The 21770-nt window shown below is 54.1% G+C and carries 22 protein-coding genes; 13 read left to right on the top strand and 9 right to left on the bottom strand.

All coding sequences use genetic code 11. The annotated features are described in order from the left end of the window. Position 1 precedes the first annotated feature (1 nt). On the top strand, positions 2 to 979 hold the full coding sequence (locus tag G9Q38_RS02510) for an asparaginase (protein ID WP_166127506.1): 978 nt from the start codon (positions 2 to 4) through the stop codon (positions 977 to 979). 4 nt (positions 980 to 983) lie between these two features. On the opposite strand, the gene G9Q38_RS02505 is transcribed toward G9Q38_RS02510, so the two are convergent. From G9Q38_RS02505 to G9Q38_RS02495, 3 genes are all read right to left on the bottom strand, one after another. Continuing rightward, positions 984 to 1274, bottom strand: coding sequence for a type II toxin-antitoxin system RelE/ParE family toxin (locus tag G9Q38_RS02505; RefSeq protein ID WP_166127503.1), 291 nt, complete (start codon positions 1272 to 1274; stop codon positions 984 to 986). Further along, positions 1262 to 1585, bottom strand: a complete 324-nt coding sequence (locus G9Q38_RS02500) for a CopG family ribbon-helix-helix protein (protein ID WP_370523875.1) — start codon at positions 1583 to 1585, stop codon at positions 1262 to 1264. The genes G9Q38_RS02505 and G9Q38_RS02500 overlap by 13 nt, the downstream gene beginning before the upstream one ends. A 66-nt stretch (positions 1586 to 1651) precedes the next feature. Further along, entirely contained in the window at positions 1652 to 2368 is a 717-nt protein-coding gene (locus tag G9Q38_RS02495) for a TetR/AcrR family transcriptional regulator (protein WP_114419172.1), read from the bottom strand. Positions 2369 to 2514: 146 nt separating this feature from the next. Here G9Q38_RS02495 and G9Q38_RS02490 point away from each other — a divergent pair, with 146 nt between their 5' ends. Genes G9Q38_RS02490 through G9Q38_RS02445 form a run of 10 tightly spaced genes read left to right on the top strand, consistent with a single transcriptional unit; the run spans position 2515 to position 12566 of the window. Further along, positions 2515 to 3801 carry an alpha/beta hydrolase gene (locus G9Q38_RS02490; protein ID WP_228276178.1) on the top strand — a complete coding sequence of 429 codons (1287 nt, stop codon included), beginning with the start codon at positions 2515 to 2517 and terminating at the stop codon, positions 3799 to 3801. Positions 3802 to 3812: 11 nt separating this feature from the next. After that, a complete protein-coding gene (locus tag G9Q38_RS02485) occupies positions 3813 to 4679 on the top strand; it encodes a VOC family protein (RefSeq protein WP_166127500.1) in 867 nt (288 codons plus the stop codon). A 20-nt stretch (positions 4680 to 4699) separates the two neighbouring features. Further along, positions 4700 to 6385 carry an AMP-binding protein gene (locus G9Q38_RS02480; protein WP_166127498.1) on the top strand — a complete coding sequence of 562 codons (1686 nt, stop codon included), beginning with the start codon at positions 4700 to 4702 and terminating at the stop codon, positions 6383 to 6385. Beyond that, entirely contained in the window at positions 6378 to 6830 is a 453-nt protein-coding gene (locus G9Q38_RS02475; RefSeq protein WP_166127495.1) for an acyl-CoA thioesterase, read from the top strand. The genes G9Q38_RS02480 and G9Q38_RS02475 overlap by 8 nt, the downstream gene beginning before the upstream one ends. Positions 6831 to 6868: 38 nt before the next feature. Next, positions 6869 to 8035 (top strand): ABC transporter substrate-binding protein, encoded by a 1167-nt coding sequence (locus G9Q38_RS02470; RefSeq protein WP_166127492.1) that lies wholly within the window; start codon positions 6869 to 6871, stop codon positions 8033 to 8035. 21 nt (positions 8036 to 8056) lie between these two features. Further along, the gene (locus G9Q38_RS02465) at positions 8057 to 8956 is read left to right on the top strand and encodes a branched-chain amino acid ABC transporter permease (RefSeq protein ID WP_166127490.1); all 900 of its coding nucleotides are present in this window, start codon (positions 8057 to 8059) and stop codon (positions 8954 to 8956) included. Beyond that, positions 8953 to 9933, top strand: coding sequence for a branched-chain amino acid ABC transporter permease (locus G9Q38_RS02460; RefSeq protein WP_166127487.1), 981 nt, complete (start codon positions 8953 to 8955; stop codon positions 9931 to 9933). Before G9Q38_RS02465 ends, G9Q38_RS02460 begins: the two co-directional genes overlap by 4 nt. Next, complete coding sequence (locus tag G9Q38_RS02455; protein WP_166127484.1) at positions 9933 to 10688, top strand: ABC transporter ATP-binding protein; 756 nt, start codon at positions 9933 to 9935, stop codon at positions 10686 to 10688. Before G9Q38_RS02460 ends, G9Q38_RS02455 begins: the two co-directional genes overlap by 1 nt. Further along, the gene (locus G9Q38_RS02450; RefSeq protein ID WP_228276177.1) at positions 10681 to 11412 is read left to right on the top strand and encodes an ABC transporter ATP-binding protein; all 732 of its coding nucleotides are present in this window, start codon (positions 10681 to 10683) and stop codon (positions 11410 to 11412) included. The genes G9Q38_RS02455 and G9Q38_RS02450 overlap by 8 nt, the downstream gene beginning before the upstream one ends. 14 nt (positions 11413 to 11426) lie before the next feature. Then, on the top strand, positions 11427 to 12566 hold the full coding sequence (locus tag G9Q38_RS02445; protein ID WP_166127482.1) for an FAD-dependent monooxygenase: 1140 nt from the start codon (positions 11427 to 11429) through the stop codon (positions 12564 to 12566). Between the two features lie 9 nt (positions 12567 to 12575). Here G9Q38_RS02445 and G9Q38_RS02440 read toward each other — a convergent pair whose 3' ends face one another. From G9Q38_RS02440 to G9Q38_RS02425, 4 genes are read right to left on the bottom strand one after another with little or no spacing between them, the layout of a single operon-like run. After that, a complete protein-coding gene (locus G9Q38_RS02440; protein ID WP_114419181.1) occupies positions 12576 to 13265 on the bottom strand; it encodes a phosphoadenylyl-sulfate reductase in 690 nt (229 codons plus the stop codon). Between the two features lie 15 nt (positions 13266 to 13280). After that, complete coding sequence (gene cysG / locus G9Q38_RS02435) at positions 13281 to 14729, bottom strand: siroheme synthase CysG (RefSeq protein WP_166127479.1); 1449 nt, start codon at positions 14727 to 14729, stop codon at positions 13281 to 13283. Continuing rightward, positions 14726 to 16429, bottom strand: a complete 1704-nt coding sequence (gene cysI / locus G9Q38_RS02430; protein WP_166127476.1) for an assimilatory sulfite reductase (NADPH) hemoprotein subunit — start codon at positions 16427 to 16429, stop codon at positions 14726 to 14728. The genes cysG and cysI overlap by 4 nt, the downstream gene beginning before the upstream one ends. Before the next feature lie 54 nt (positions 16430 to 16483). Beyond that, positions 16484 to 18382 (bottom strand): assimilatory sulfite reductase (NADPH) flavoprotein subunit, encoded by a 1899-nt coding sequence (locus tag G9Q38_RS02425; RefSeq protein ID WP_228276176.1) that lies wholly within the window; start codon positions 18380 to 18382, stop codon positions 16484 to 16486. A 254-nt stretch (positions 18383 to 18636) separates the two neighbouring features. On the opposite strand from G9Q38_RS02425, the gene G9Q38_RS02420 reads away from it, so the two are divergent. Together G9Q38_RS02420 and G9Q38_RS02415 are read left to right on the top strand one after the other, a co-directional pair. Then, the gene (locus G9Q38_RS02420) at positions 18637 to 19104 is read left to right on the top strand and encodes a helix-turn-helix domain-containing protein (RefSeq protein ID WP_166127474.1); all 468 of its coding nucleotides are present in this window, start codon (positions 18637 to 18639) and stop codon (positions 19102 to 19104) included. After that, positions 19104 to 19685: a PIN domain-containing protein gene (locus G9Q38_RS02415; protein ID WP_166127471.1), complete on the top strand. Its 582-nt coding sequence runs from the start codon at positions 19104 to 19106 to the stop codon at positions 19683 to 19685. The genes G9Q38_RS02420 and G9Q38_RS02415 overlap by 1 nt, the downstream gene beginning before the upstream one ends. A gap of 22 nt (positions 19686 to 19707) precedes the next feature. On the opposite strand, the gene G9Q38_RS02410 is transcribed toward G9Q38_RS02415, so the two are convergent. Both G9Q38_RS02410 and cysQ read right to left on the bottom strand, forming a co-directional pair. After that, positions 19708 to 20487, bottom strand: coding sequence for a sulfite exporter TauE/SafE family protein (locus G9Q38_RS02410; RefSeq protein ID WP_166127468.1), 780 nt, complete (start codon positions 20485 to 20487; stop codon positions 19708 to 19710). Continuing rightward, the gene (gene cysQ, locus G9Q38_RS02405; RefSeq protein WP_166127466.1) at positions 20480 to 21367 is read right to left on the bottom strand and encodes a 3'(2'),5'-bisphosphate nucleotidase CysQ; all 888 of its coding nucleotides are present in this window, start codon (positions 21365 to 21367) and stop codon (positions 20480 to 20482) included. The genes G9Q38_RS02410 and cysQ overlap by 8 nt, the downstream gene beginning before the upstream one ends. Positions 21368 to 21770: the final 403 nt, after the last annotated feature.

Raw genomic sequence — 21770 nt, 5'->3', positions numbered from 1 at the left:
AATGACGCTTCCCACCGTTCACGTTTATGTTTTGGGCGGCACCATTACCATGGCGGGCGGTGCCGGCACCGGCATTGTCCCTAAGCTTTCGGGCGAAGATCTCATGGCGCAGGTGCCGGGTTTGCGCGATGTGGCCAACGTGGTCGTGAAAACGCCGTTTCTGAAGCCGGGGGCGTCGCTGACCTTTGCTGAATTGACTAACGTGGCAGCCATGATTCAAGATGATCCTGCCCAGGGTCATGTTGTGGTTCAGGGCACCGACACCATCGATGAAACCGCATTCTTTCTCGGGTTATTGCACAACGCACAAGCGCCGGTCGTAGTAACCGGCGCCATGCGGGGGGCTTCGGCGTTAAGTGCCGACGGCCCGGCCAATCTGCTGGCTGCCATTCACACGGCGGGTCATCCCGAGGCTGCAGATCGGGGAGCGCTGGTGGTGTTGAATGATGAAATCCATCAAGCCCTGCACGTTGAGAAAATGCACAAGGGTCTGGTTCAGGCTTTTCAATCGGTGAATGGTGGCGCGGTGGGGTATTACTTTGAAGGTCGGCCCCGGTTCCTGCATCCGGCGCCGCAGCATCGTGCCGTACTATTCAGCAACCGTGTCGCGCCCGAGCGTGTGGCTGTGGTGAAAGCGGTTTTGGATGGCGACGACGCCTTGCTTCGCGCAACGCTGGATTTGGGTTATCACGGTGTGGTGGTTGAAGCGATGGGAGCCGGGCATTTGCCGGCTCAATATCTGGATGCGCTTGACACGCTGCTTGAACGTATTCCCGTGGTGCTGGCTTCGCGTGTGCCCGCCGGCCCGGTTTTTCAGAATACCTATGGCTTCCCCGGATCGGAAATCGACCTGATTCGCAGGGGGGTGATTCCCGCCGGTTGGCTTTCACCGCATAAAGCCCGAATACTGTTGGCTGCAGCGTTAGGTGCGGGGCAGAACGTTCAGGAAGTACGGGCTACATTCGCGCGGTTTGCTTAACCACTCAATAACCGGCTTCTTTTTGATTTCGAACGGCAAGAATAACTGATTCATGCCCGTTGAAGTGGTACAGCACCACATAGCCGCTACCTCCGAAGTCGATTATCCATTCGCGGAAGTTGGGGTCAAGATCGTCTAGGGGGCACCCTGCCTCTGGTTGTGCCGCTAACATTTTTACCCCATTACGAATGGCGGTAATTGCGCGTTGTGCCGCAGCTTTGTTTTTTGGTGCTAAAAACCGATAAAGGCGCTGGGTGTCTGCCAACGCGGCGGGAGACCAAATTAGTCGTGACACTTAGGTGGCTCCGCGTCGAGGCCCGCTTCAAGTTTTTCCAGCCATGCGTCGGCCTCTTCGGATGTTAAGTGTTGTCCATCTTCTTGATAGTTTTGCCAGGCACGCAAGGCATCTTGTTTGAAGGCCTCACGTTTTTCCTCTTGATCGACATAATGCCGAATTGCCTCGCGCATGATCCAGTGGGCAGAGCGATGCCGTGCTTTTGCAAGATTTTGAATGCGGTCCTTTAGGTCGTCATCCAGTTTTACTGTCGTGGCCATGGTATTTATAAAGTAGTTAAGGGTATTACTTTTAACTACTTTAGCCGTCATGTTGGTTGGGCGCAAGTGTATTGAGGAAAAAAGGGTTACGTTTGCGCGATCTGCTTAACCGGCTAATCAGCCCCGCTTGACCGCTTTAACGTCTAGCCGTTTTTCCAGCAAGTTCAAGTCTTCACGCAATTGACGCATCGTTTCGTCGATGCTGTCGTTGCGCAGTCGTCGCTCCTCGCCCCTTACCACGGCGTTCAGTGCCAGGTTGGCAATGCCGTTTACCACTTGCTCAAGGGAAATGGCCCCTTTTGGGTTGAACCACCAGGCCCCCCAGTTGCACATGCCAAGCAGCGCAAACGCGGTGACTTTGGGCTCAACGTCGCGAAACTGTCCGGCTTTAATGCCCGCTTCAATGGCCGTTACGAAACGGTCCAGTACCAGACGCCGCGAGGCTTCCGCCTTCTTGCGCAACGTGGGGGTTAGGTGTTCTTCGTTGCGTTCGACCACCCGAAACTGTAAAGGGTGGCTCAGCACCAGCCTGGCGTGGCCGCGAACCAGTTCAGCCAATGCGTCGCTGGGGTCGCGTTGCTGTTCAAGTGTGTTGGCGGCAATTTTTCCCGCCATTTCCGTGATTTCCGAGGTAAGCGCGCGAAGAATATCGCCTTTGTTACGAAAGTAGTAATAAATGGCTGTGCGTGTGACCCCCATTGCTTCCGCAATATCACCCATGCTGGTGCCTTGGAAACCACGTTGAATAAACAACGTAGATGCGGCTTCCAGTATCGACTCTTGCAACAGCTCCCTGCGGGAGGATTTTGCACTGACACGAGGGGGTTTGGGCATAAGTTAATCGCAGTTTTAGATCAATAAGAAGCTTGATTATAGAAGTCGAGCCGAGTGCTTCATCTAAGTGTTTTCCACTATAACGACAATTATTTCACACATATGTCAAATTTTTTGATTAGAATTTAATCAGAAGGAGACAAGGTATGGACTCGAACAAAGATCGCGATGCATCAAAAGCGCCCATGCATGGGGCGGGGCAGGTGACAGCAGGGTTTCTGAATACGGACTGGACCCCACGTGACTTACCTGCCGATGCAAGCACGCGCAATGTGGTGTTGCGCACGCAAGACCAGGCCGCTACAGGCGGCGCGTTGTATTGCCCGCCAAACGGTGCCGATACCGTGGTGTGCATCATGCATCCGCGTGAATTCATGGCGTGTCATTATCTGGTTCCCGACATTGTTTCGGCAGGCTATGCCGCGTGGTCGCAGTGGCCGCGTTCCGTGGGTAACGACTTACGCCTCGAGCACGAAATTGCGCTGTTCGATGTGGCGGCTTCCATGGCCTATCTGCGCGAAGCCGGCTTTCGCAATGTCGTGTTCCTGGGCAATTCGGGTGGAAGTGGTCTTTACAGTCTTTACATTCAACAAGCTGCCTTGCCGCCATCGGAACGCATCGCCAGAACACCGGCAGGCCGCCCCACCGGCCTAGCTGAATTGGAAATGCCGCAAGCCCAGGGCATGATTTTCGTTGCGCCGCATCCGGGCCAAGGCGCGTTGTTGATGCAGTGTATCGACCCGTCGGTTACCGACGAGAAAGACCCTTTATCCGTTGATTCTGCGCTTGATCCATTTAGCGATGAAAACGGTTACCGCTCACCGAAGGAAGGCGCCGCGTATACGCCTGAGTTCATAGAGCGATATCGCCAGGCACAGTATGAACGAGTGGAGCGGCTGGATGCCATTGCACATGAGCTGGTGGCGCAACGGATGGCGGCCCGGAAGCGGGTTAAGTCAGGGGGGGCGACGTCGCACGACAAAAAAATGGCGGCTCATACGCCTGTTATGACCGTATGGCGCACCGATGCCGACCTCAACTGTTTCGATTTGTCGCTTGATCCATCCGACAGAAAGCCGGGTTCTTTATGGGGTAACAATCCTTTGGCCTCCAATTACGGTTCGGTGGGGTTCGCCCGTTTGTGCTCACCGGAAAGCTGGCTATCGACCTGGTCGGGTATCTCTTCGAACGCATTACTGGAAAAAACCTTGCCGGCCCTGACTCAGCCAACGTTGTTAATTGAGTACACGGGCGACCAGGCTTGTTTCCCGTCAACTATCAGGAAAATTTTCAATGACATCGCGGCAACTGATAAACAGCATGAGCGTGTTAAAGGCGACCATCACGGCCGCGCGTTGAGCTCAGAAGATGAAGCGGGCCGCTATATTGCCGGCCGCTTAATTCAGGATTGGTTGAAGGCACGATTCAAGTAAGGAATAGATCAATGAGCACAGCATTAAACCGTCTGGTTCTCAAAGGCGTTGACCACACGGCACGACCCACCTGGAAACTAAAGGAAACGGTCGAATTCTATCGCGACAAGTTGGGTTTGCCTTTAATTCACACAATCTCGGCCCGAGGGTGGGGTCCCAGCACGCACCCCGATTTTCTGCATTTCTTTTTCGATAGCGGACAAGGCAGCACCATTGCCTTCTTTTATTACCTTGGCACGTGGGCCCCTGAAACCATGCAAGGCCGTGAGCATGCCAAGCCGTGGCCGGAGGACTTTGTGACCGATGCCACACACACTGCCTGGCTGGTTGAAACCGAAGAAGAGTTACATGCGTGGAAAGAGCAACTGCAAGAAAAGGGTGTTGAGGTGTCGGTGGAAACGCGACATGAGGTGATTGAGTCTATTTACTTTCGTGACCCCAACGGCTACTTCCTGGAAATCAGTCGCAAATTGCGTCCTCTGGACTCCGGCGATTACAACGATGCAGCACGTACCCTGGAAGCCGCTATTGAACTGGAAGCAGAGCGCCAGGGTGGCGTTGCGGACATTGCCTCTATTGATGAGGTTTGGCATCGTAAGGCGAGGAATTTACTAAAGACTGCGCCGGACAACAGCGTTTGTCTGCCGGTGCTTAAAGTGCCGGAGTTCGAGCCGTTGGTTCAGGCGGCAAAAGAAAATCCCGACTGTGAGCTTGAGGATTTCAGCGAGGAATATTGGCTAATCAAATCAAGTGGTCCCATCGAGTTCGGACGCAAAGCATTGGGCTTGAAGCCGGCACTTTGGTATGGCCTGTTTACCAGTGGAATTCACGGAAACATTACGGTTTTTGATCGCGACATTGTGCGCATTGAACCTTAAGAAAAGCAAGGAAGAGACACGTGCAAGAGATACGTAATCCTATTGCCGGGGTGGTTTATCAGAGCGATGAGAAAGCGGCTTATTACCTGGACAATGGCGCCTGGATAAACAGTACGGTGGGTGACGCATTACGCGCCACTGCGGCGCGTTACCCGAATCGGCCCGCTTTCATCAGCGACGAGCAAACCATTACCTTTCAGGAGCTGGATGAAAAAACCGACCTGATTGGAGCGGCACTACTGGACATGGGACTCACGCCGGGTGATCGGGCCTTGTTCCAGTTGGGAACGAACATTGAAACGGTTTTAGTGGCCCATGCCTGCCATAAAGCGGGAATCATCCCCGTTTGCACTATTCCACAGTATCGCGAAGTGGAAATAGGTGCACTGGGCCGAAAAAGCGGGGCCAAAGCGCATTTTGTGCAGGCGGATTTCAGTCAGTTCGATCTGGTTGAGTTTGCTCTAAGGATGCGCGAAGAGAACCCGGCAATTGAACACATAGTGGTGGTTCGGGGTAAGGCGCCCCAGGGTGCAACTGCATTCAACGCGCTTCTGAACCGGATGTCGTTAAGCGACGCGCGCGAGCGGTTAAAGGCCGTTAACTTGGGCCCCCGAGACGTGCTGACTTTCCAGTTGTCGGGCGGGTCCACCGGTTTACCAAAAATCATTCCGCGGTTTCACGGTGAGTATTTGGGCCACAGTGCGGCGTTTTCTTATTGCTACAAAATAAGCAGTGACTCGTGCATTATCTGGTCGCTTCCCATTATTCATAATGCGGGCCAGTTATATGCGCTTATGCCCCCTGTTGTGTTGGGCCTGACGTCAGTGTTGATGCCTAAAGTTGATATCGAGCGTATGTTGCAGCTCATTGAGGAACACAAGGTAACCCATGGGCTGTCTATTGGCCCTATCGCTCCGCAGCTGATTGCCTATAAAAACATTAAGCAACACGACATCTCATCGTTACAGTTGTTTGTCACGATGAGTCGTTCAGGCAAATTGGAAGAGCATTTGGGTGTGCCGTGCTCAAACCTTTTTGGCATTACGGAAGGTTTATTGATGGGGTGTGCGCCAGACGAACCCGAGTTTGCGCGTCATCACACTCAAGGCGCCTCCGGCTGCCCGTTCGATGAAGTGCGTGTGCTGGATCCCGAAAGTGAAAAACCGATCGAGCCCGGCACGATGGGCGAGCTTTGTTTTCGCGGGCCTTCCAGCTTGCTTGCTTACTACGGCGACGACGAGGCAACGGCGAAGTCACTGACTTCCGACGGGTTCTTCCGTACCGGCGATATGGTGATTGAGCATGTTGTAGATGGTAAGTCGTACTTCGCGTTCCAGGGCCGCTTGCGCGACAACATTAATCGTGGCGGTGAGAAAATTGGCTGCGAAGAAGTGGAAGGGTTCATTAGTCGCCACCCTTCGGTGTCCGACGCAAAACTGGTGGCAATGCCCGACCCTTTCTACGGAGAAAAAGCCTGTGCGTATCTAATTCTGCATGAGGGATGCGATGCGCCGAGCGTTAAAGCGCTGGCTGAATTTCTTACCGGTCAAGGCTTGGCAAAGTTCAAGTGCCCCGAGCGTATTGAAGTGGTGGATTCCTATCCCGTTACGCGTGTGGGAAAGGTCGACAAAGTGGCTATGCGGAAAGACATTGCCGGCAAGTTGGCCGCTGAGCAAACTGAAAACGACGGGGTGCAAAGTGATTAGCACTGAGCACGTCATTTCCGAATTGCCTTTCACGGTGCGTCGAACGGTGAAGTGGGGCCAGTGTGATCCCGCCGGAGTTGTGTATACGGTGGTCTTCGCCGAATACGTTATTTCAACGGCCGAGCTTTTTTACGGCTGTTTGTTCGGGCAAGGGCCGCAACAGGCAAAAGATAAATATCAATTCGGTACGCCTACACGCGGCCTGACATTTGATTTTCGTAAATCGCTGCGCCCCGATCAGCAGTTCGATACCGAGGTGCGTGTAGGGCGAATCGGCACCAGTACTTATCAGCTATTAATGCATGCCCGCGATCTGGAGGGTGACACCGTCTTCACCGCGTGTTTAACCCCGATTTGCATTGTAAGAGGGCAGCGCGAGTCGATACCTATACCCGAATACTTCCAAGAAAAACTGAAGGCGCATCAAACTTTCGATGCACCGTAATCCTTGCAGTTGCTATTCCCTATATGAGGAGACAAACCATGAAAAGAAATTTAAAAGCCGTATTGGCTGTGTCGCTGGCCGCTCTGGCCTTTCAGGCACATGCTGAAGACAAGATCAAACTTGGATTCATCGCTGCACTAAGCGGGCCGTTGGGCGTGTTGGGTGCGGAACAACAGCGAGGCCTTAACCTGGCGCTTGAGCATTTGAATAATCGATTGGGTGGTCGCGAGGTGGAGCTCTATACGGCCGACTCTCGCGCTGTACCCGGTGTGGCGGTGCAGGAAATTTCCAAACTGGTTGATAAAGAAGACGTCGACGTTATTACCGGCGGCACCGCGTCGAATGAAATTATGGCAATGGTCAAACCTATTGAAGCTGCCGGGCTGACGCTGTTGGGCACGAATGGCGGGCCTTCCCCTTTAGCGGGCAAAGACTGCACGCCTAACTACTACAGCATTGCGTTTCAGAACGACCAGTGGAGCGAAGCCATGGGCCGTTACATGAATGAGCAGGGAATCAAGCGCGCCTACTTTATCGGCATGGATTATCAGGCAGGCTGGGATCACGTTGGTGGTGCCGAACGCACCTTTAAAGGTGAAAACCTCGGGAAGATCTTCACACCCCAGTCGCAACTCGATTTCTCGGCCGAGCTGGCACAAATTCGTGCAGCCAAACCCGAGGCTGTGTTCGCGTTCTATCCTGGTAGCGCGGCGGTTGCATTTGTAAAGCAGTACGCGCAGTCGGGCTTGGATATTCCTTTGTTCTCCAGCGCGGGGGTTGATACCTTATTCTTGGCTGCGTTCGATGATGCCGCCATAGGTTCGGTGTTCTCAAGTCACTACAACGCGGGAATTGAAAATGAAGCCAACAAGCAATTTGTAGCGGATTTCACCAAAGAGTTCGGTCGTAAGCCTTCTTTGTATGCCGCTTCACAGTACGACGCAATCATGCTGCTGGATAAGGTCGTTGCCCAGCTCCCGGCCGGAGAAATCGATCGCAAAAAGCTGCAGGAATTAATCGGTTCCACACCGTTCACCAGTGTTCGTGGCGATTTCAAATTCAACCACAATCATATGCCTATTCAGAATATCTACGCCCAGAGGATCGAAAAGGGTGAAGATGGAAAACTGGCTTTGAACTTGATTGGCGTGGCATCCAAGAATGTAGAAGATCGCTACGCCGCCGAATGCCCAATGGGCAAATAACGGCGGCTTGGGGGATCGGCAATGAGTTTCTCGATACTGCTCGAGCAGTTATTTAATGGCTTTCAGTATGGCATGTTGCTGTTCTTGATGGCTATTGGGGTCACGCTGGTGTTTGGTGTGATGCGGCTGGTGAATCTGGCCCACGGTTCTATGTTCATGGTGGGAGGTTACCTTGCCAGCGCTGCTGCGCAAGCCACCGGTTCATTTTGGCTGGCCGCCTTGTGTGCCCTGGTAGGGGCGGCCATTATGGCGGCCGTTATCGAGATATTGATTGTTCGTCCCCTATACCGGCGCGGGCATTTGGATCAACTGCTGGCAACGTTCGGCGTGACGTTAACGCTGAACGAGCTCATTGTCGTGATTTGGGGGCGTGCGCCGGTATTTGTGAGCATCCCCGACATACTTGACGGCCATACTGAAATGCTCGGTTTTCCTTACCCGGTTTATCGGCTGGCGATTACCGGGGTGGCGATTTTGGCTGGGCTGATCCTGATGTGGCTGGTTGCCAAAACCCGTTTTGGCATGTTGGTTCGTGCAGGCGCCGACAACCGTACTATGGTGGCAGGCCTGGGAGTAAACGTAACGGTGCTGTACACACTTGTGTTTGCGCTGGCAGCGCTTCTGGCTGCCTTGGCCGGCATGATGTCGGGCCCGCTTATCGCCATGCAGCCGGGGGTAGGTGATCCCATTCTTATCTTAACGTTAACCGTTGTGTGCATTGGTGGCTTTGGGTCGTTGAAAGGGGCTTTGGTGGCGTCGTTGCTAGTGGGTCTGCTTGACACGTTTGGCCGCATTTTCGCACCGCAATGGTTTGGTGCTGCAGGCAATGCCTTGGCCAACATGCTGGTGTACATATTGATGGCGGCCGTTTTGTATTACCGCCCTGCGGGGCTTTTCACCACGCGGGGAGGCCACTCATGAGCAAAATATTCAATACTGCATTCAGGCGAAGCTGGATTCTTTGGTTGCTATTCGCGCTGGTGGTGTTGTTGCCTTTTTCGGGTGAAACGTACTACATCAAGCTGGTGACCCGAATGTTGATTTTTGCCATTGCGGCATTAAGCCTCGACCTTCTGGTGGGTTATTTAGGCCTGGTCAGTTTCGGGCATGCGGCGTTCATGGCTATTGGTGCCTATACCGTGGGCATCATGGCTTCAATGGGCTATGCATCGGTTTGGATCGTATGGCCTTTAGCCATGCTACTGGGCGCTTTGTTCGCCTTGTTCGTGGGCTTTATTTCTTTGCGTTGCAGCGGTTTGTACTTTATTTTCATTACGCTGGCTTTTGCACAGATGGTGTTCTATGGCGCGCAAAGTCTGCGTGCTTACGGCGGCGACGACGGCTTTCCCCTTGAGACCGCAAGTACGCTTCTTCCCAGTGTTGCACTGTCGAACGCCATTACGTTGTTCTATGCCAGTTTGGTTGTTTTGCTGGCATGCCTTTACCTTAGCCGACGTTTGGTGAACTCGCCTTTTGGGCGTATCGCGGTGGCCACGCGTGATAACGAAACGCGTGTTCATGCCGTGGGGGTAGACCCTTATCCCTACAAGCTGGTGATGTTTGTTGTGTCGGGCGCGGTGGCAACCCTGGCTGGGGCGCTCATGGCGAATTTAACGTCATACATTGCTCCTGGTTATGTGAATTGGCTGGTATCCGGTGAGTTGCTGGTGATGGTGATTCTGGGCTCAGTGGGTACGTTGGTGGGGCCTATTCTGGGTGCCGCTGTCTTCGTGGGCTTTGAGCATATGCTGTCCGACTTGACCGAGCATTGGATGCTGATTTTCGGCCCCTTGATTGTGTTTCGGGTGTTGTTCCTGAAGAACGGAATCTATGGTTTGTTTTCCCGCACGCGAAGTGCCGAATTGTCGGCAGATCGGGCGGCTTCGGGAGGCCACTGATGGATACGACACCATTACTTGAAATTAAGAACCTGAAGAAATCTTATGGTGCTTTAACTGTTACCGATGATGTTTCGTTAACCGTTGAAAAAGGTGAAATTCACGCTTTGATTGGGCCCAACGGTGCAGGGAAAACCACCTTGGTTGGGCAATTGTCAGGTCTGGTGCCGTCGGATTCCGGGCGCATTTATTTCGAAGGCAAGGATATTACAGGCCTGACCACCGCTGAACGTGCTCAATTGGGTCTGGGGCGCTCGTTTCAGATTACCAGCGTGTTCCCCACATTAAGCGCACTTGAAAATGTTGCGCTTGTGGTTCGCGCACGTGCCGGGCTTGGCTTTCATTTCTGGAAAGCGGCGCATCGGTACGAGGCAGCGCAGAAGCAGGCGTCTGAATGGTTGGCCAAAGTAGGCTTGGCACAAACGGGTGACGGCCCATGCGCTGAACTTGCGCACGGTGAGTTAAGGCAACTTGAACTGGCCATGGCATTGGCGGCTAACCCGCAGTTGCTCGTTCTCGATGAACCAATGGCGGGCTTGGGGCCGACGGAGTCCCAGCAAATGGTTCAACTATTGGCCGAGCTTAAACAGCATTATGGGCTGCTCCTGATTGAGCACGATATGGATGCTGTGTTTTCCCTGGCGGACCGCATTTCCGTTTTGGTATCCGGCCGCGTTGTATTTAGTGGTTCGGTTGATGAAGTACGCGAAAGCGAGGTAGTGCAGCGTGCTTACCTGGGGGATAACGATGAATAATCCGCAAGCGCGATCAAAAGCGATGTTGTCTGTGACGGAGGTTGACAGCGGGTATGGTCGCGGACAAGTGCTGTTCGATGTGTCCTTAACGATTGGTGAAGGCGAAGTTGTTTCGCTCATGGGCAAAAACGGCATGGGGAAAACAACATTGATTCGCACCATTATGGGCATGCTCACGGTGCGCAAGGGCGAGATCCATTTTAATTCGCGTTTAACGCGCGGCATGGCCATGCATCGTATTGCCGCCATGGGTTTGGGGTGGGTGCCCGAAGGGCGGTTGATCTTTCCCAGTTTGAGTGTTGAAGAAAATCTGGTTGCCACGGCGGTTAAGCGCAAAGGTTTAAACCATAGCTGGACGTTGGACTCCGTGTATGAATTGTTCCCGCGACTGCGTGAACGACGCTTTAACGGCGGTGGCCAATTGTCGGGCGGTGAACAGCAAATGTTGGCGATTGGCCGCGCACTCATGACGAATCCCAAGTTGTTGATTCTTGACGAGGCGACGGAAGGGTTGGCGCCCAAGATTCGACAGGAGATTTGGCAGACGCTGGCGCAGGTAAAAAGCACCGGGCAATCGATTCTGGTAGTCGATAAAGATGTAAAGGCGTTGTCGAAGTTGGCTGACAGGCATTACATGATTGAAAAGGGCCGTATTGCCTGGCAAGGCGACACAGAAATGCTAATGGCCGATACGCAACGCGTTCAGCGTTATGTGGGCGTTTGATTGAGAGGGTTTTTATGAAGATTGCAGTTGTGGGCGGCGGACCCGCTGGTATGTATTTTTCGTTGTTGATGAAAAAGCGCGATGCAAGTCACGACATTACCGTATATGAACAGAACCCGGCAGGGGCAACGTACGGTTGGGGCGTCGTTTTTTCCGATGTTGCTTTAAGCTTTTTGAAGCAGGCCGATGCAGAATTTTATAAGAAGTTCACAGCAAGCCATGAACGCTGTGACTATATGGAAGTGGTGCATAAAGACGTGCATGTCCAACTGCGCAACAACCACTTTTCGCGCGCCTCTCGTATCGACTTGCTTAAGGTTTTGCAAGACGAGTGCAAGTCGGTTGGGGTTAATTTTAAGTTCGATTCGCGGGTTGATGATATTGGTTTATTGAACGAGGCCGATTTAATTGTGGGTGCCGACGGCGCAAACAGTGGCGTTCGAACCCAGTTGGCCCAACATTTCAAACCGCATTTTGAAAAGCGACGAAACAAATTTGCCTGGTATGGCACACGCCAACTATTCCACGCGGTTTCATTAATCTTTCGGGAAACGGAGTACGGGGTCTTTATTGCACATTGTTATCAGTACAGTAAGGATTTAAGCACCTTCCTGATTGAGGTGGACCCTGATACCTGGAAGCGGGCCGGGCTCGATACCATGTCGGATGAAGATAGCCAGCGTTTTTGCGAGCAGGTATTTGCCAGGGATTTGGGCAGCAACGGCTTGCTATCCAACCGTTCAACGTGGTTTTCTGCCAATATCGTCAGCAACGAAAATTGGTCTTACAAGAATATTGTGCTGCTGGGTGATGCCTTGCGAACCGTGCATTTTTCTTTGGGGTCGGGTACTCGCATGGCCATGCAGGATGCCATTGCGTTATATGAGGCCGTGAATTTACACGGGAAAGATTTGCCGGCTGCTTTCACTCACTTCGAAAAATTGCGTCGTACTTCGTCAGCCAACTTTCAAACGGCAGCGGCAAGAAGCCTGGATTGGTATGAGTCGGTTGATCGGAAAATGCATCTGGATCCGGTGGTTTTTGCCTACGACTATATGCGCCGAACCGGACGTGTCAGCCATGAAGACTTGAAAGAGCGCGATCCGGGCTTTATAGCCCGTTATGAAGCGCTAACCGGGGAAGCGGTCGCTTAACTGCACCCCTCAATCATGCAACCCGCACTCCCGCTTTAATCCAAAGAACCGCGTTTCCTCTTCGGTCATGTCGCCCGTAAGGGGAACGCTGGTGTGCCAGTCGCCTACCGACACATAGCCTTTTTCCCACAACGGGTGGTAGGGCAAGTCGTGTTCAGTCAGGTAACGATGAATATCGCGGTTGGTCCAGTCGATTAACGGGTAAACTTTGTAGCGGCCGTCTTTGCGCTGTTCCACCACTGGCCGGTCGGCGCGTGATTTGGCTTGCTCGCGGCGCAGGCCGGCGAACCAGGTGCCTACGTTCAAGTCATTCAAGGCCCGTTCCATGGGTTCGACTTTCATCAGGCGGTTGTAGTGGTCCAGCCCTTCCACACCGTTTTCCCATAGCTTGCCGTAAACGCTTTCCAGGCGGGCCGGTGTCCAGGCCGGCGCCACCACTTTCAGATTCAGTTTCAGGCGCTCGGTTAAGGTTTTGGCGAACTGGTAGGTTTCGGGGAAAAGGTAACCGGTGTCGATAAACAGCACGGGCATCTCGGGCCGAATCTGTTTAACCAAATGCAGCAGAACGGCCGATTGAATACCGAAGCTGGAGGTCAGGATGAACTGGCCGGGCAGGTTTTCCAGGGCCCAGTGAACACGCTCCGCGGCGGACCAGGATTCAAGTTGTTCTGGAGAGTCAAGGGTCATGGTGTCGTACATGAAAGGTGCTCCAATTTAATTAAGTTTAGCGGTTGCGTGTTCAGGGGTATCTTGGTTCATGATCGATTGAAACCATGCCAGGTCTTTTCCAAGCGCAACGACATCACCCACCACAATCAGTGCGGGCGATTGCAGGTTGTATTCGCCGGCCTGTTCCGCCATGTTTGCAACGCGTGCCTGTATGACGCGTTGTGTTTTCAGCGTGGCGTTTTCAATAAAAGCGACGGCGGTGTCGGGAGACTGCCCGTGTTGCAGCAATTGCGTTTGCAGCGCTGCGATTTGCTTCACCCCCATGTAGAACACCAGCGTTTGGCCAGGCTGGGTCAAAGCAGGCCAGTTTTCAATATCTTGCCCTGGGCGGCGATGGGCGGTTAGCAGCCGAACCGATTGGGCGTGATCGCGATGGGTTAAAGGAATGCCGGCGTAGGCAGCACCGGCCAGCGCAGCCGTTAAACCCGGCACGACGCGGTAGGCGATATCGTGTTCGCGCAGAAACTGCAGTTCTTCTCCGCCGCGACCGAATATAAAGGGGTCACCGCCTTTCAGGCGCACCACGTGCAGGCCTTGTTCGGCGTAGTGCTTCATTAGGGTGTGAATACGATTTTGTGTCGCATCCTGGTTCTCGCCGGCTTTCTTTCCGACGGAAATGCACTGCGCGTCGCGGCGGGCCAGCGCCAGAATATCGGCCCCCACCAAGCGGTCGTGCAGAATGACATCGGCTTCATTCAGCGCGCGTTGGGCGTTCAAGGTCAGCAAACCGGGGTCGCCGGGGCCGGCACCTACCAGTGTCACGAGGCCTTGGGCGGGCTCTTGCGCCTGTTTCAATGCCGACAACAACATAAATTCGGCTTGCGCCAGGTTGCCCGAACGCAGTTCATGGCTTACCGGGCCGTCGAGCAACCAGTTATAGAACTGCCGCCTTTGCGGCAGTGACGGGCGGGCGCGGCGAATGGCCGGGCGATAGCGTTCAGTCATGGCCAACAGAGTGCTCAGGCTGGGGTCGAGCAAGGTTTCAATGCGTTCGCGTATGCGTCGGGCAATGACGGGCGCATGGCCGCCGGATGAGATCGCGACTTTTAAATCGCCTCGCTCCACCATGGCCGGTACCTGAAAGGCGCAGAGTTCACGGGTGTCGACAACGTTGACTGGAATACGTCGTTGCTCAGCCTCGCAGGCAATGCGTTCATTCAGCTCGCGGTCTTGCGTGGCGGCGATCACCAACCAGGCGTCATTCAGCCATTCGGTTTGATACGGCCCTTGATGTAAGGTGAAGTGTGCCTCAGTACCCGCTTGCGTTAATGTCAGCACCGTTTCGCTGAAATGAATCGCCCCGATATGAATCTCGGCATCGGTTCCAAGCAGCAGGCGTATCTTGCGCGCGGCCACTTCACCCGCACCCACGACCAATACCTTCTTGCCGACCAGATTCATGAAGACCGGAAATAGTTTCGGGTTATCGCTCATGCCGGGACCTCTTGAGTTCGTACAATGAAGTCACCGAAACCTTCGTTAGATGTGCGTTCAGCAGCATAGCGACCCAGCAGCTCATCCAGCGTAGCCAGAATTTGGGGCTCGTCGATGTTTTCAGCATAAATGCGGTTCAGTCGGCTGCCTTCGGCATTGGCCCCCAGGCGCAAATCGTAGCGGCCGGGCGCGCGACCTACCAAAGCAATTTCAGCCAAATAAGGCCGAGAGCAACCATTTGGGCAGCCCGACAGGCGCAGCGTAATGGGCGTGTTGCGCAAGCCATGCTTGTCTAGCAAAGCCTCCATCTTGGGCAGTAGCTCGGGCAAATAGCGTTCGCTTTCCGCCATTGCCAGGCCGCAGGTGGGCAAGGCCACGCAGGCAATACTGTGTTGGCGTAAGGCACTGAATGTTTCACCGGTGTTCAGGCCGTATTTTTTAATCAAAGCGTTGATGCGTTTGCGGTCGGCGCTTTTCACGTTGGCAATGACCACGTTCTGGTTGCACGTGAGCAGGAAGTCTCCCTCGTGAGTTTTGGCTATTTCGCGCAAACCTGTTTGCCATAAACGCTGTTGGGTATCGGGCTCAAGCGCATTGCGCGATAACGGATCGGCATCCCACAACCGTCCTGACTCCACATGCAAACCCAGGTGCCACAAATCGTTGTCACCCTTGAACCAACCGTAGTGATCGTGATTACTTTGAAACGTGAATTCGCGCGCAGGGGCTAGCGTGAACCCAGCCAGGGCCTGCAGTTTTTCCACAAACGCCGTCAGGCCAATGCGGTCGATGGTGTACTTCAGGCGCGCGTAGCGGCGCTCATCGCGGTTGCCCAGGTCGCGTTGCAGAATCATCACCGATTCCACGGCGGCAATCACCTGTTCCTGCGTCACAAACCCCACGACGCTACCTACGCGAGGGTAGGTGGTGGCGTCGCCATGCGAAGCACCCATGCCGCCGCCAATACTCAGGTTAAAGCCTTCCAGCTTGCCGTCGCTCACAATGGCAATCAGGCCGACGTCTTGCGCGAAGACATCGACGTCGTTGAAGGGCGGCACGGCAATACCAATTTTGAATTTGCGTGGCAAGTAAGTGGGGCCGTAAAGCGGTTCCGCTTCGGGTTCGTCGGCATTAAACTCCACCTTTTCGCCGTCCAGCCATATCTCGTGGTAGGCCCGGGTTTTCGGTAGAAAATGGTCCGATAGCTTTTGCGCCCATTGCGCAATTTCAGCGTGCGTGTTTGACAGCCATGGGTTAACCGAGCACACCACTTGCCGGTTGACGTCGCCGCAAGCCGCTATGGTGGTGGCCAACGCATCGTTAATTGCACGCAAAGTGGGCTTCAAGTTGCGTTTTATGACGCCATGCCATTGAAAAGTTTGCCGGGTCGTAATGCGCAAACCGCGGCCGGCGTACTGGCGCGCCAGGTCGTCAAAAGCCAGCCATTGGGTGGGTGACACCACACCGCCCGCCAGACGCGCACGAATCATGAACGAATACGCCGGCTCCAGTTTTTGTTTACGGCGCTCGTCGCGCAAATCGCGGTCGTCTTGCTGATAGCTGCCGTGAAACTTCAACAGTTTGTTGTCGTCTTCCGAAATGGCGCCCGTTAATGGGTCGGCCAGGCCTTCTTGAATAGTGCCACGCAGGAGCCGGCTATCGGCCTTCAGTTGTTCCAGCGGTGATAAAGGGGCGGTCATGATTCTTGAGTCCAATCTGTATTTACGTTGACGTTGCGAACGCTGCGCGGTTGATTAATAAACATCGCGTGCGTAGCGGCCCTGGGCGGCCAGGTTGTTCAGCCATTCCGATGCCTGCTCTTGCGTGCGACCGCCCTGCTCGCGGGCAATGTCCAGCAATGTTTGATGTACATCTTTGGCCATCCGCGTGGCGTCGCCGCACACATATACATGGGCGCCGTTTTCAATCCAGTCATACACATCGGCAGCGTGTTCGCGCAAGCGGTCTTGTACATAGATGCGCTGGGCCTGGTCGCGGGAAAAGGCCAGATCAAGCCGGTGCAGTTCACCCTTGGCAACGGCCTGCTGCCATTCCGTTTGGTACAGGAAGTCGGTTTGAAAATGCGGGTTGCCGAAGAACAGCCAGTTGCGTCCGGTGGCACCCGCCTCGGTGCGAGCCTGTATAAACGCGCGGAAGGGCGCCACACCGGTTCCCGGTCCAATCATGATGATGTCGCGTTGCGAATCGGCCGGTAGGCGGAAGCGCTCGTTCTTTTCTATAAACAACGGCACCGATTCGCCTTCCTCAATCTGGTTCAGGAAACGAGTGGTGACACCCCAGCGCGGTTCTCCGTTCGTGTCGTAAGCGACATTGGCAACGGTTAAATGCACTTCTTCATCCACCACCGATTGCGCCGAGGCAATGGAATATAAGCGGGGCGTGAGCGGCCGGAGGGCTTGAATGAAATCCTGCGCCGTCCATTGCGCCGGGAATGCTTGCAACACATCCAATAGTTGGTTGGAGGTGAGCCAGGCGCGCAGGTTGGCGCTGTTTTCCGGTGCCAGCAGCTCGCTTAAACCAAGACTCTCGGAGGTATTTTGCTGTTTGCCTGCATGCGCCTCCAGGAAGGGGCGCGTTAATACGGTCAGCTCACGGTGTTGACGCAACCAGTCGTACACGGAGCGGGTGTCATCCCCCAACGTGACGGCTTCCTCGCCTTTCAGTCCTGTAGCCTGCAACACCGCCTGAACCAATGCGGGATCCTGTTTGGGCCAGATGCCCAATGCATCGCCGGGTTCGTAATGCAGCCCGCTGCCTTCCAGCGATAACTCAATATGGCGAATGTCTTTCACACTACCGCGCCCAACAACAGGCTGATTCAATAACAGTTCCGCCTGGAAAGGATGATTTCGGGAATAGGCGGCAGTGCGTGGAACCGGATGCAGCGGAGTAACGGTGGCCCCAGTGCCGCTGCCGCCGATAGCACGCTCGTTCAGCGTGTCCCTGCTTGGCGCCAAATCGTTGCCGGCTTGTTCTCGCGCATGTTTTACCGCGCTTTCACGCCACGGGTCGCTAATGGTTTCAATGTCCAGGTCGGCCGTACCCACGGCTTGCAAACGCTGCGCACCCAATTCATCGAAACGGGCGTCAAGCGTTTTGGCAATGCCGCAGAACTCGGGGTAGCTGGAATCACCCAGCCCGAGCACGGCATAATGCAGTTCGGGCAGTTTCGGTGCACGACGACCGTTCAGAAATTCAACAAACCCCATTGAGTCGTCCGGTGGATCGCCGTCGCCCTGTGTGCTTATAACCACATACAGCAAGCGTTCATTTTTCAGATCGCGCACGTTGTATTGATCGGCCCGCACCAGGTTGACCGTGAGCCCGGCTGTTTGCAGGTCGGCGGCCAACTGTTCAGCCTGACGCTGCGCGTTACCGGTTTGGCTGCCGAACAGTACGGTGACGGTAAGTGCGTTTTTCGCTTCCGGTTGCGCCGCGGCGGGCGCAAGCTCGGGTGTGACGGGATCTGCACTAACGTGCCCTTGCTTGCCGCGCTCCTGCGCAATCCCGGCAAAGTAGCCGGAAAGCCATGTCAGCGCATTGGGATCCAGATCGGTTGTTAAGTCGTCCACCTGGCTGCGCTGTGCGGTGGAAAGCAAAGAAGTCGATAACATAAGTTGGGCTGATTCCATGAAAGTGCTTTCATTCTAGGAACCGTTGGCGCCCAACCAAACAATTGAATCGTTATGTTTATATTTTTGCGCTGGTTATATTCTTATTCCCGCGCAGGTTATTTGTTTATGTGTTTTTGAAACAATACAAAATGTAGAAATCAAATGGTAATTTGTTTCGTTTATTTCATTTATTTCACTTAGTGTATTATTGAGTTTGGGGTCCGATTTCTTTCTGGCCTGTGGGTTATGGATAAGTATGCAAGGAGAAACATATGCGTGCTATTGACAGGGTTCGTGAGGTTTCGCCGCCGCTGAGCCCTAAAGACAAAGAAATGGTGCGAGTTGCTCAGCGGTGCATTATGGCCGCGCTTGATCATTCAAGAGCGGCGTCAATTACATTAACGACGGATAAGGGGGAACATCCAACGGTTGAGGTGCCGCCTGCTGCATTAAAATTGATTGGTCAACTGTTAGGGGTAATGAGTGAGGGTCGTCCTGTTGTCTTGATGCCAACAGATCAAGAGTTCACAACGGTTGAGGCAGCTAATTTTTTGAATGTTTCGCGGCCTTTCGTTATTAAAGAAATAGAGGCCGGCAGGTTGCCGTATCGGAAGGTTGGTTCGCATCGACGAATTGCGTTGGACGATTTGGTTGAGTACGGTCGAAATATGCGTGCCCGACAAGCAAATGCTCTAAAGAAAATGGCGGAAAATGCCCGTGAACTTGGTTTAGATTACTAATGGCGGGCCACGTTCGTTACACCGCATTGTTAGATGCTTGTGTTTTGTATCCATTAGCAATGGCTGATTCCTTAATGAGTCTGGCAACGGCTGGGTTCTTCGCCGCGAAGTGGACAACAAGAATTGAAGATGAATGGGTTAGAGCTATCGAACGAAATCGACCTGATCTTGTCGGAAAACTGAATGTTCGCCGCGATGCCATGCGTGAAGCGGTCCCTGATTGGGAAATACCGGAATCTGCATGGTCGCAATTATTTCATGGCGTTGTTCTGCCCGACCCTAATGATCGTCATGTTCTTTCGGCCGCTATTGCAGGACATGTTGATTGTATTGTCACCTCTAATTTGCAAGATTTCCCTGCATCAGTTTTGATGGAATTCGAGCTCGAAGCTGTCGATCCAGATACTTTTATCGTGAATCAGTGGGATTTAGACCCGGTAAATGCAATTGCTGCGTTTAAACGTATGCGCCAGCGACGCAGAAAGCCGGGGTCTACGCCGGCCGAATTTGCCGATGCTCTGGAAAGGGGTGGCTTGCCAACAACTGCGGGACGATTAAGAGACGCATCGGAGTTAATTTAGTGTCTCTTTAAGAGCGATTAAATCAAACCAGCAACTTAACCGCAGTAATCAGCAACACCATCGCCAGCGCAATTTGTATCGCCCGCCCCGGCAACTTTCCAGCCAGCAGGCTGCCCAGCACAATGGCGGGTACCGAACCGATAAGCAGGCTGAGCAGCATGGGCCAGTTCACCATTCCCGCAAACAAATAGCCCAAGCCGGCTGCAATCGCCAGCGGAATGGCATGCACAATGTCGGTGGCCACCAGTTTATGGGGGGTCATGCGTAACGGGTATAAATACAACAGCATAATGCTGCCCAGCGCACCTGCGCCCACTGACGTTAGCGCTACACATAAACCCAGCACCGCGCCGCCGGTAATGGTAAGGCCCGGCTGCCATGATTTGAATTTCGCAGGGTGATCAAGCCGCCGATGGCGGGCGGCGGCTTGCAGTTTCGGTGCCGCCAGCATGCCCAGGGCGGTAATCCCCACCACAACTCCAATGGCGGCGGTCAGCCAATCGAACTTGTGTACTTGGGCGCCTAAGCTGACCCACGTAACCACGGCCAGAGCCACTGGCAAGCTGCCCCACCACAGGCGCCGTACCACTTGCCAGTCCACGGTGCCGGATCGCTGGTGAATGCGGGCCCCCACCAGTTTGGTAATGGCGGCAAACCATAAGTCGGTGGCAATGGCGGTGGTGGGCGCAACGCCAAAAAACAAGACCAGAATAGGGGTCATCAACGCGCCGCCGCCTACGCCGGTAATACCCACCACAAAACCGGTTAACGCCCCGGCGACGGTGTAACTTAGGTCAATCATGATGGGGCTTCTGTGTTGTCGGCTGGGATAAAGGTAAATTTGCCGCGTTCAACCGTAACGCTGAACGGGCATCTTCACCACGGGCGGCCGCAACAAACCATGGGTTCAGCACATTTGCCTTCCCGTAATGCAAAGGTTGGCCGTGTATGTCCAGCACTACGCCACCGGCGCCTTCCAGTACCGCGTGGGCGGCAGCCGTGTCCCATTCGCAGGTGGGGCCCAGGCGCGGATAAAGGTCGGCCTGCCCGCGTGCGATAGTGCAAAACTTCAACGAACTGCCGGCCTGCACCAGCTCAACGTCACCCAACTGTTGAATGAACGTTTGGGTTTGTTCATTCAGATGGCTTTTGCTGGCCACTACGCGCAGGCGGCTCTTGTGTGCCGATTCCCCTTCATTGGGGTAACGGCTTTCACTGCCTTTTCTTGCCAAAACCGTCACAACGCCTTTCTCACGCATAGCCGCCCCTAGCCCCGCTCCACCCCAATAGAACGTATCGTGTGCCGGGGCGTATACCATGCCGAACGTGGCCTGACCGTTTTCAATTAACGCAATGTTGACCGTGAAGTCGCCGTTGCGATTCAGAAATTCTTTTGTGCCGTCTAGAGGGTCCACCAGCCAATAGCAACCCTTGGGTAATCGCCATGCCAGCGACGCGTCGTCTTCCTCGGAAACCACCGGCACGCCGGGAAATGTAGCGTGCAAACCACGCACTATGCTTTCATGAGCCAACAAATCGGCCGCTGTTACCGGGCTTTGGTCGGCCTTGCTGTTTGCCTTAATGTTCGTCTGCGCATAAACACGCAGTATCTGTTTACCTGCGTCGTAGGCAATTTTTTCAAGTAATGGGGCCAATTCCAGCCCGGCGTTAATGTGTCGCATTATTTGCTTATAGCGAATTGGGGAGTTGAAATGCTAGCAGCGTGCCTTGATAATCACAATACTAAGCTAATAACTGCAAATTACGACAATGCCTGAATCAACTGTTGCTTCTAAAACCCGTCCGGCCATTTCTGTGCAAGGGCTCGATCAACCTCAAGTGTGGGATATCGACCTGGCCCATGCTCATTTGGCCGGCGACAACGCCGCGCATACCCGGCGCACCACTGAACGGCGCTTGCATGAACTTAAATTGTTGCCGGCGGAACTGAACGCCGAAAACCTGCGCGATGAACACGGCCGCACACTTCGCACGCAGGTGCTGAATTGGGCGCTGGAAAAAGTGCGCAGCCAGCGTAAGCGTATTCTGTTTGCGCAACTGGCCGATTTACCCAGCGGCGTGCCG

Origin of the sequence: Pusillimonas sp. DMV24BSW_D (assembly GCF_011388195.1) — a bacterium.
Lineage (GTDB): Bacteria > Pseudomonadota > Gammaproteobacteria > Burkholderiales > Burkholderiaceae_B > Neopusillimonas > Neopusillimonas aestuarii.
The sequence above is the reverse complement of the archived record's forward strand: the minus strand, read 5'-3'. Positions and strand labels throughout refer to the sequence as shown.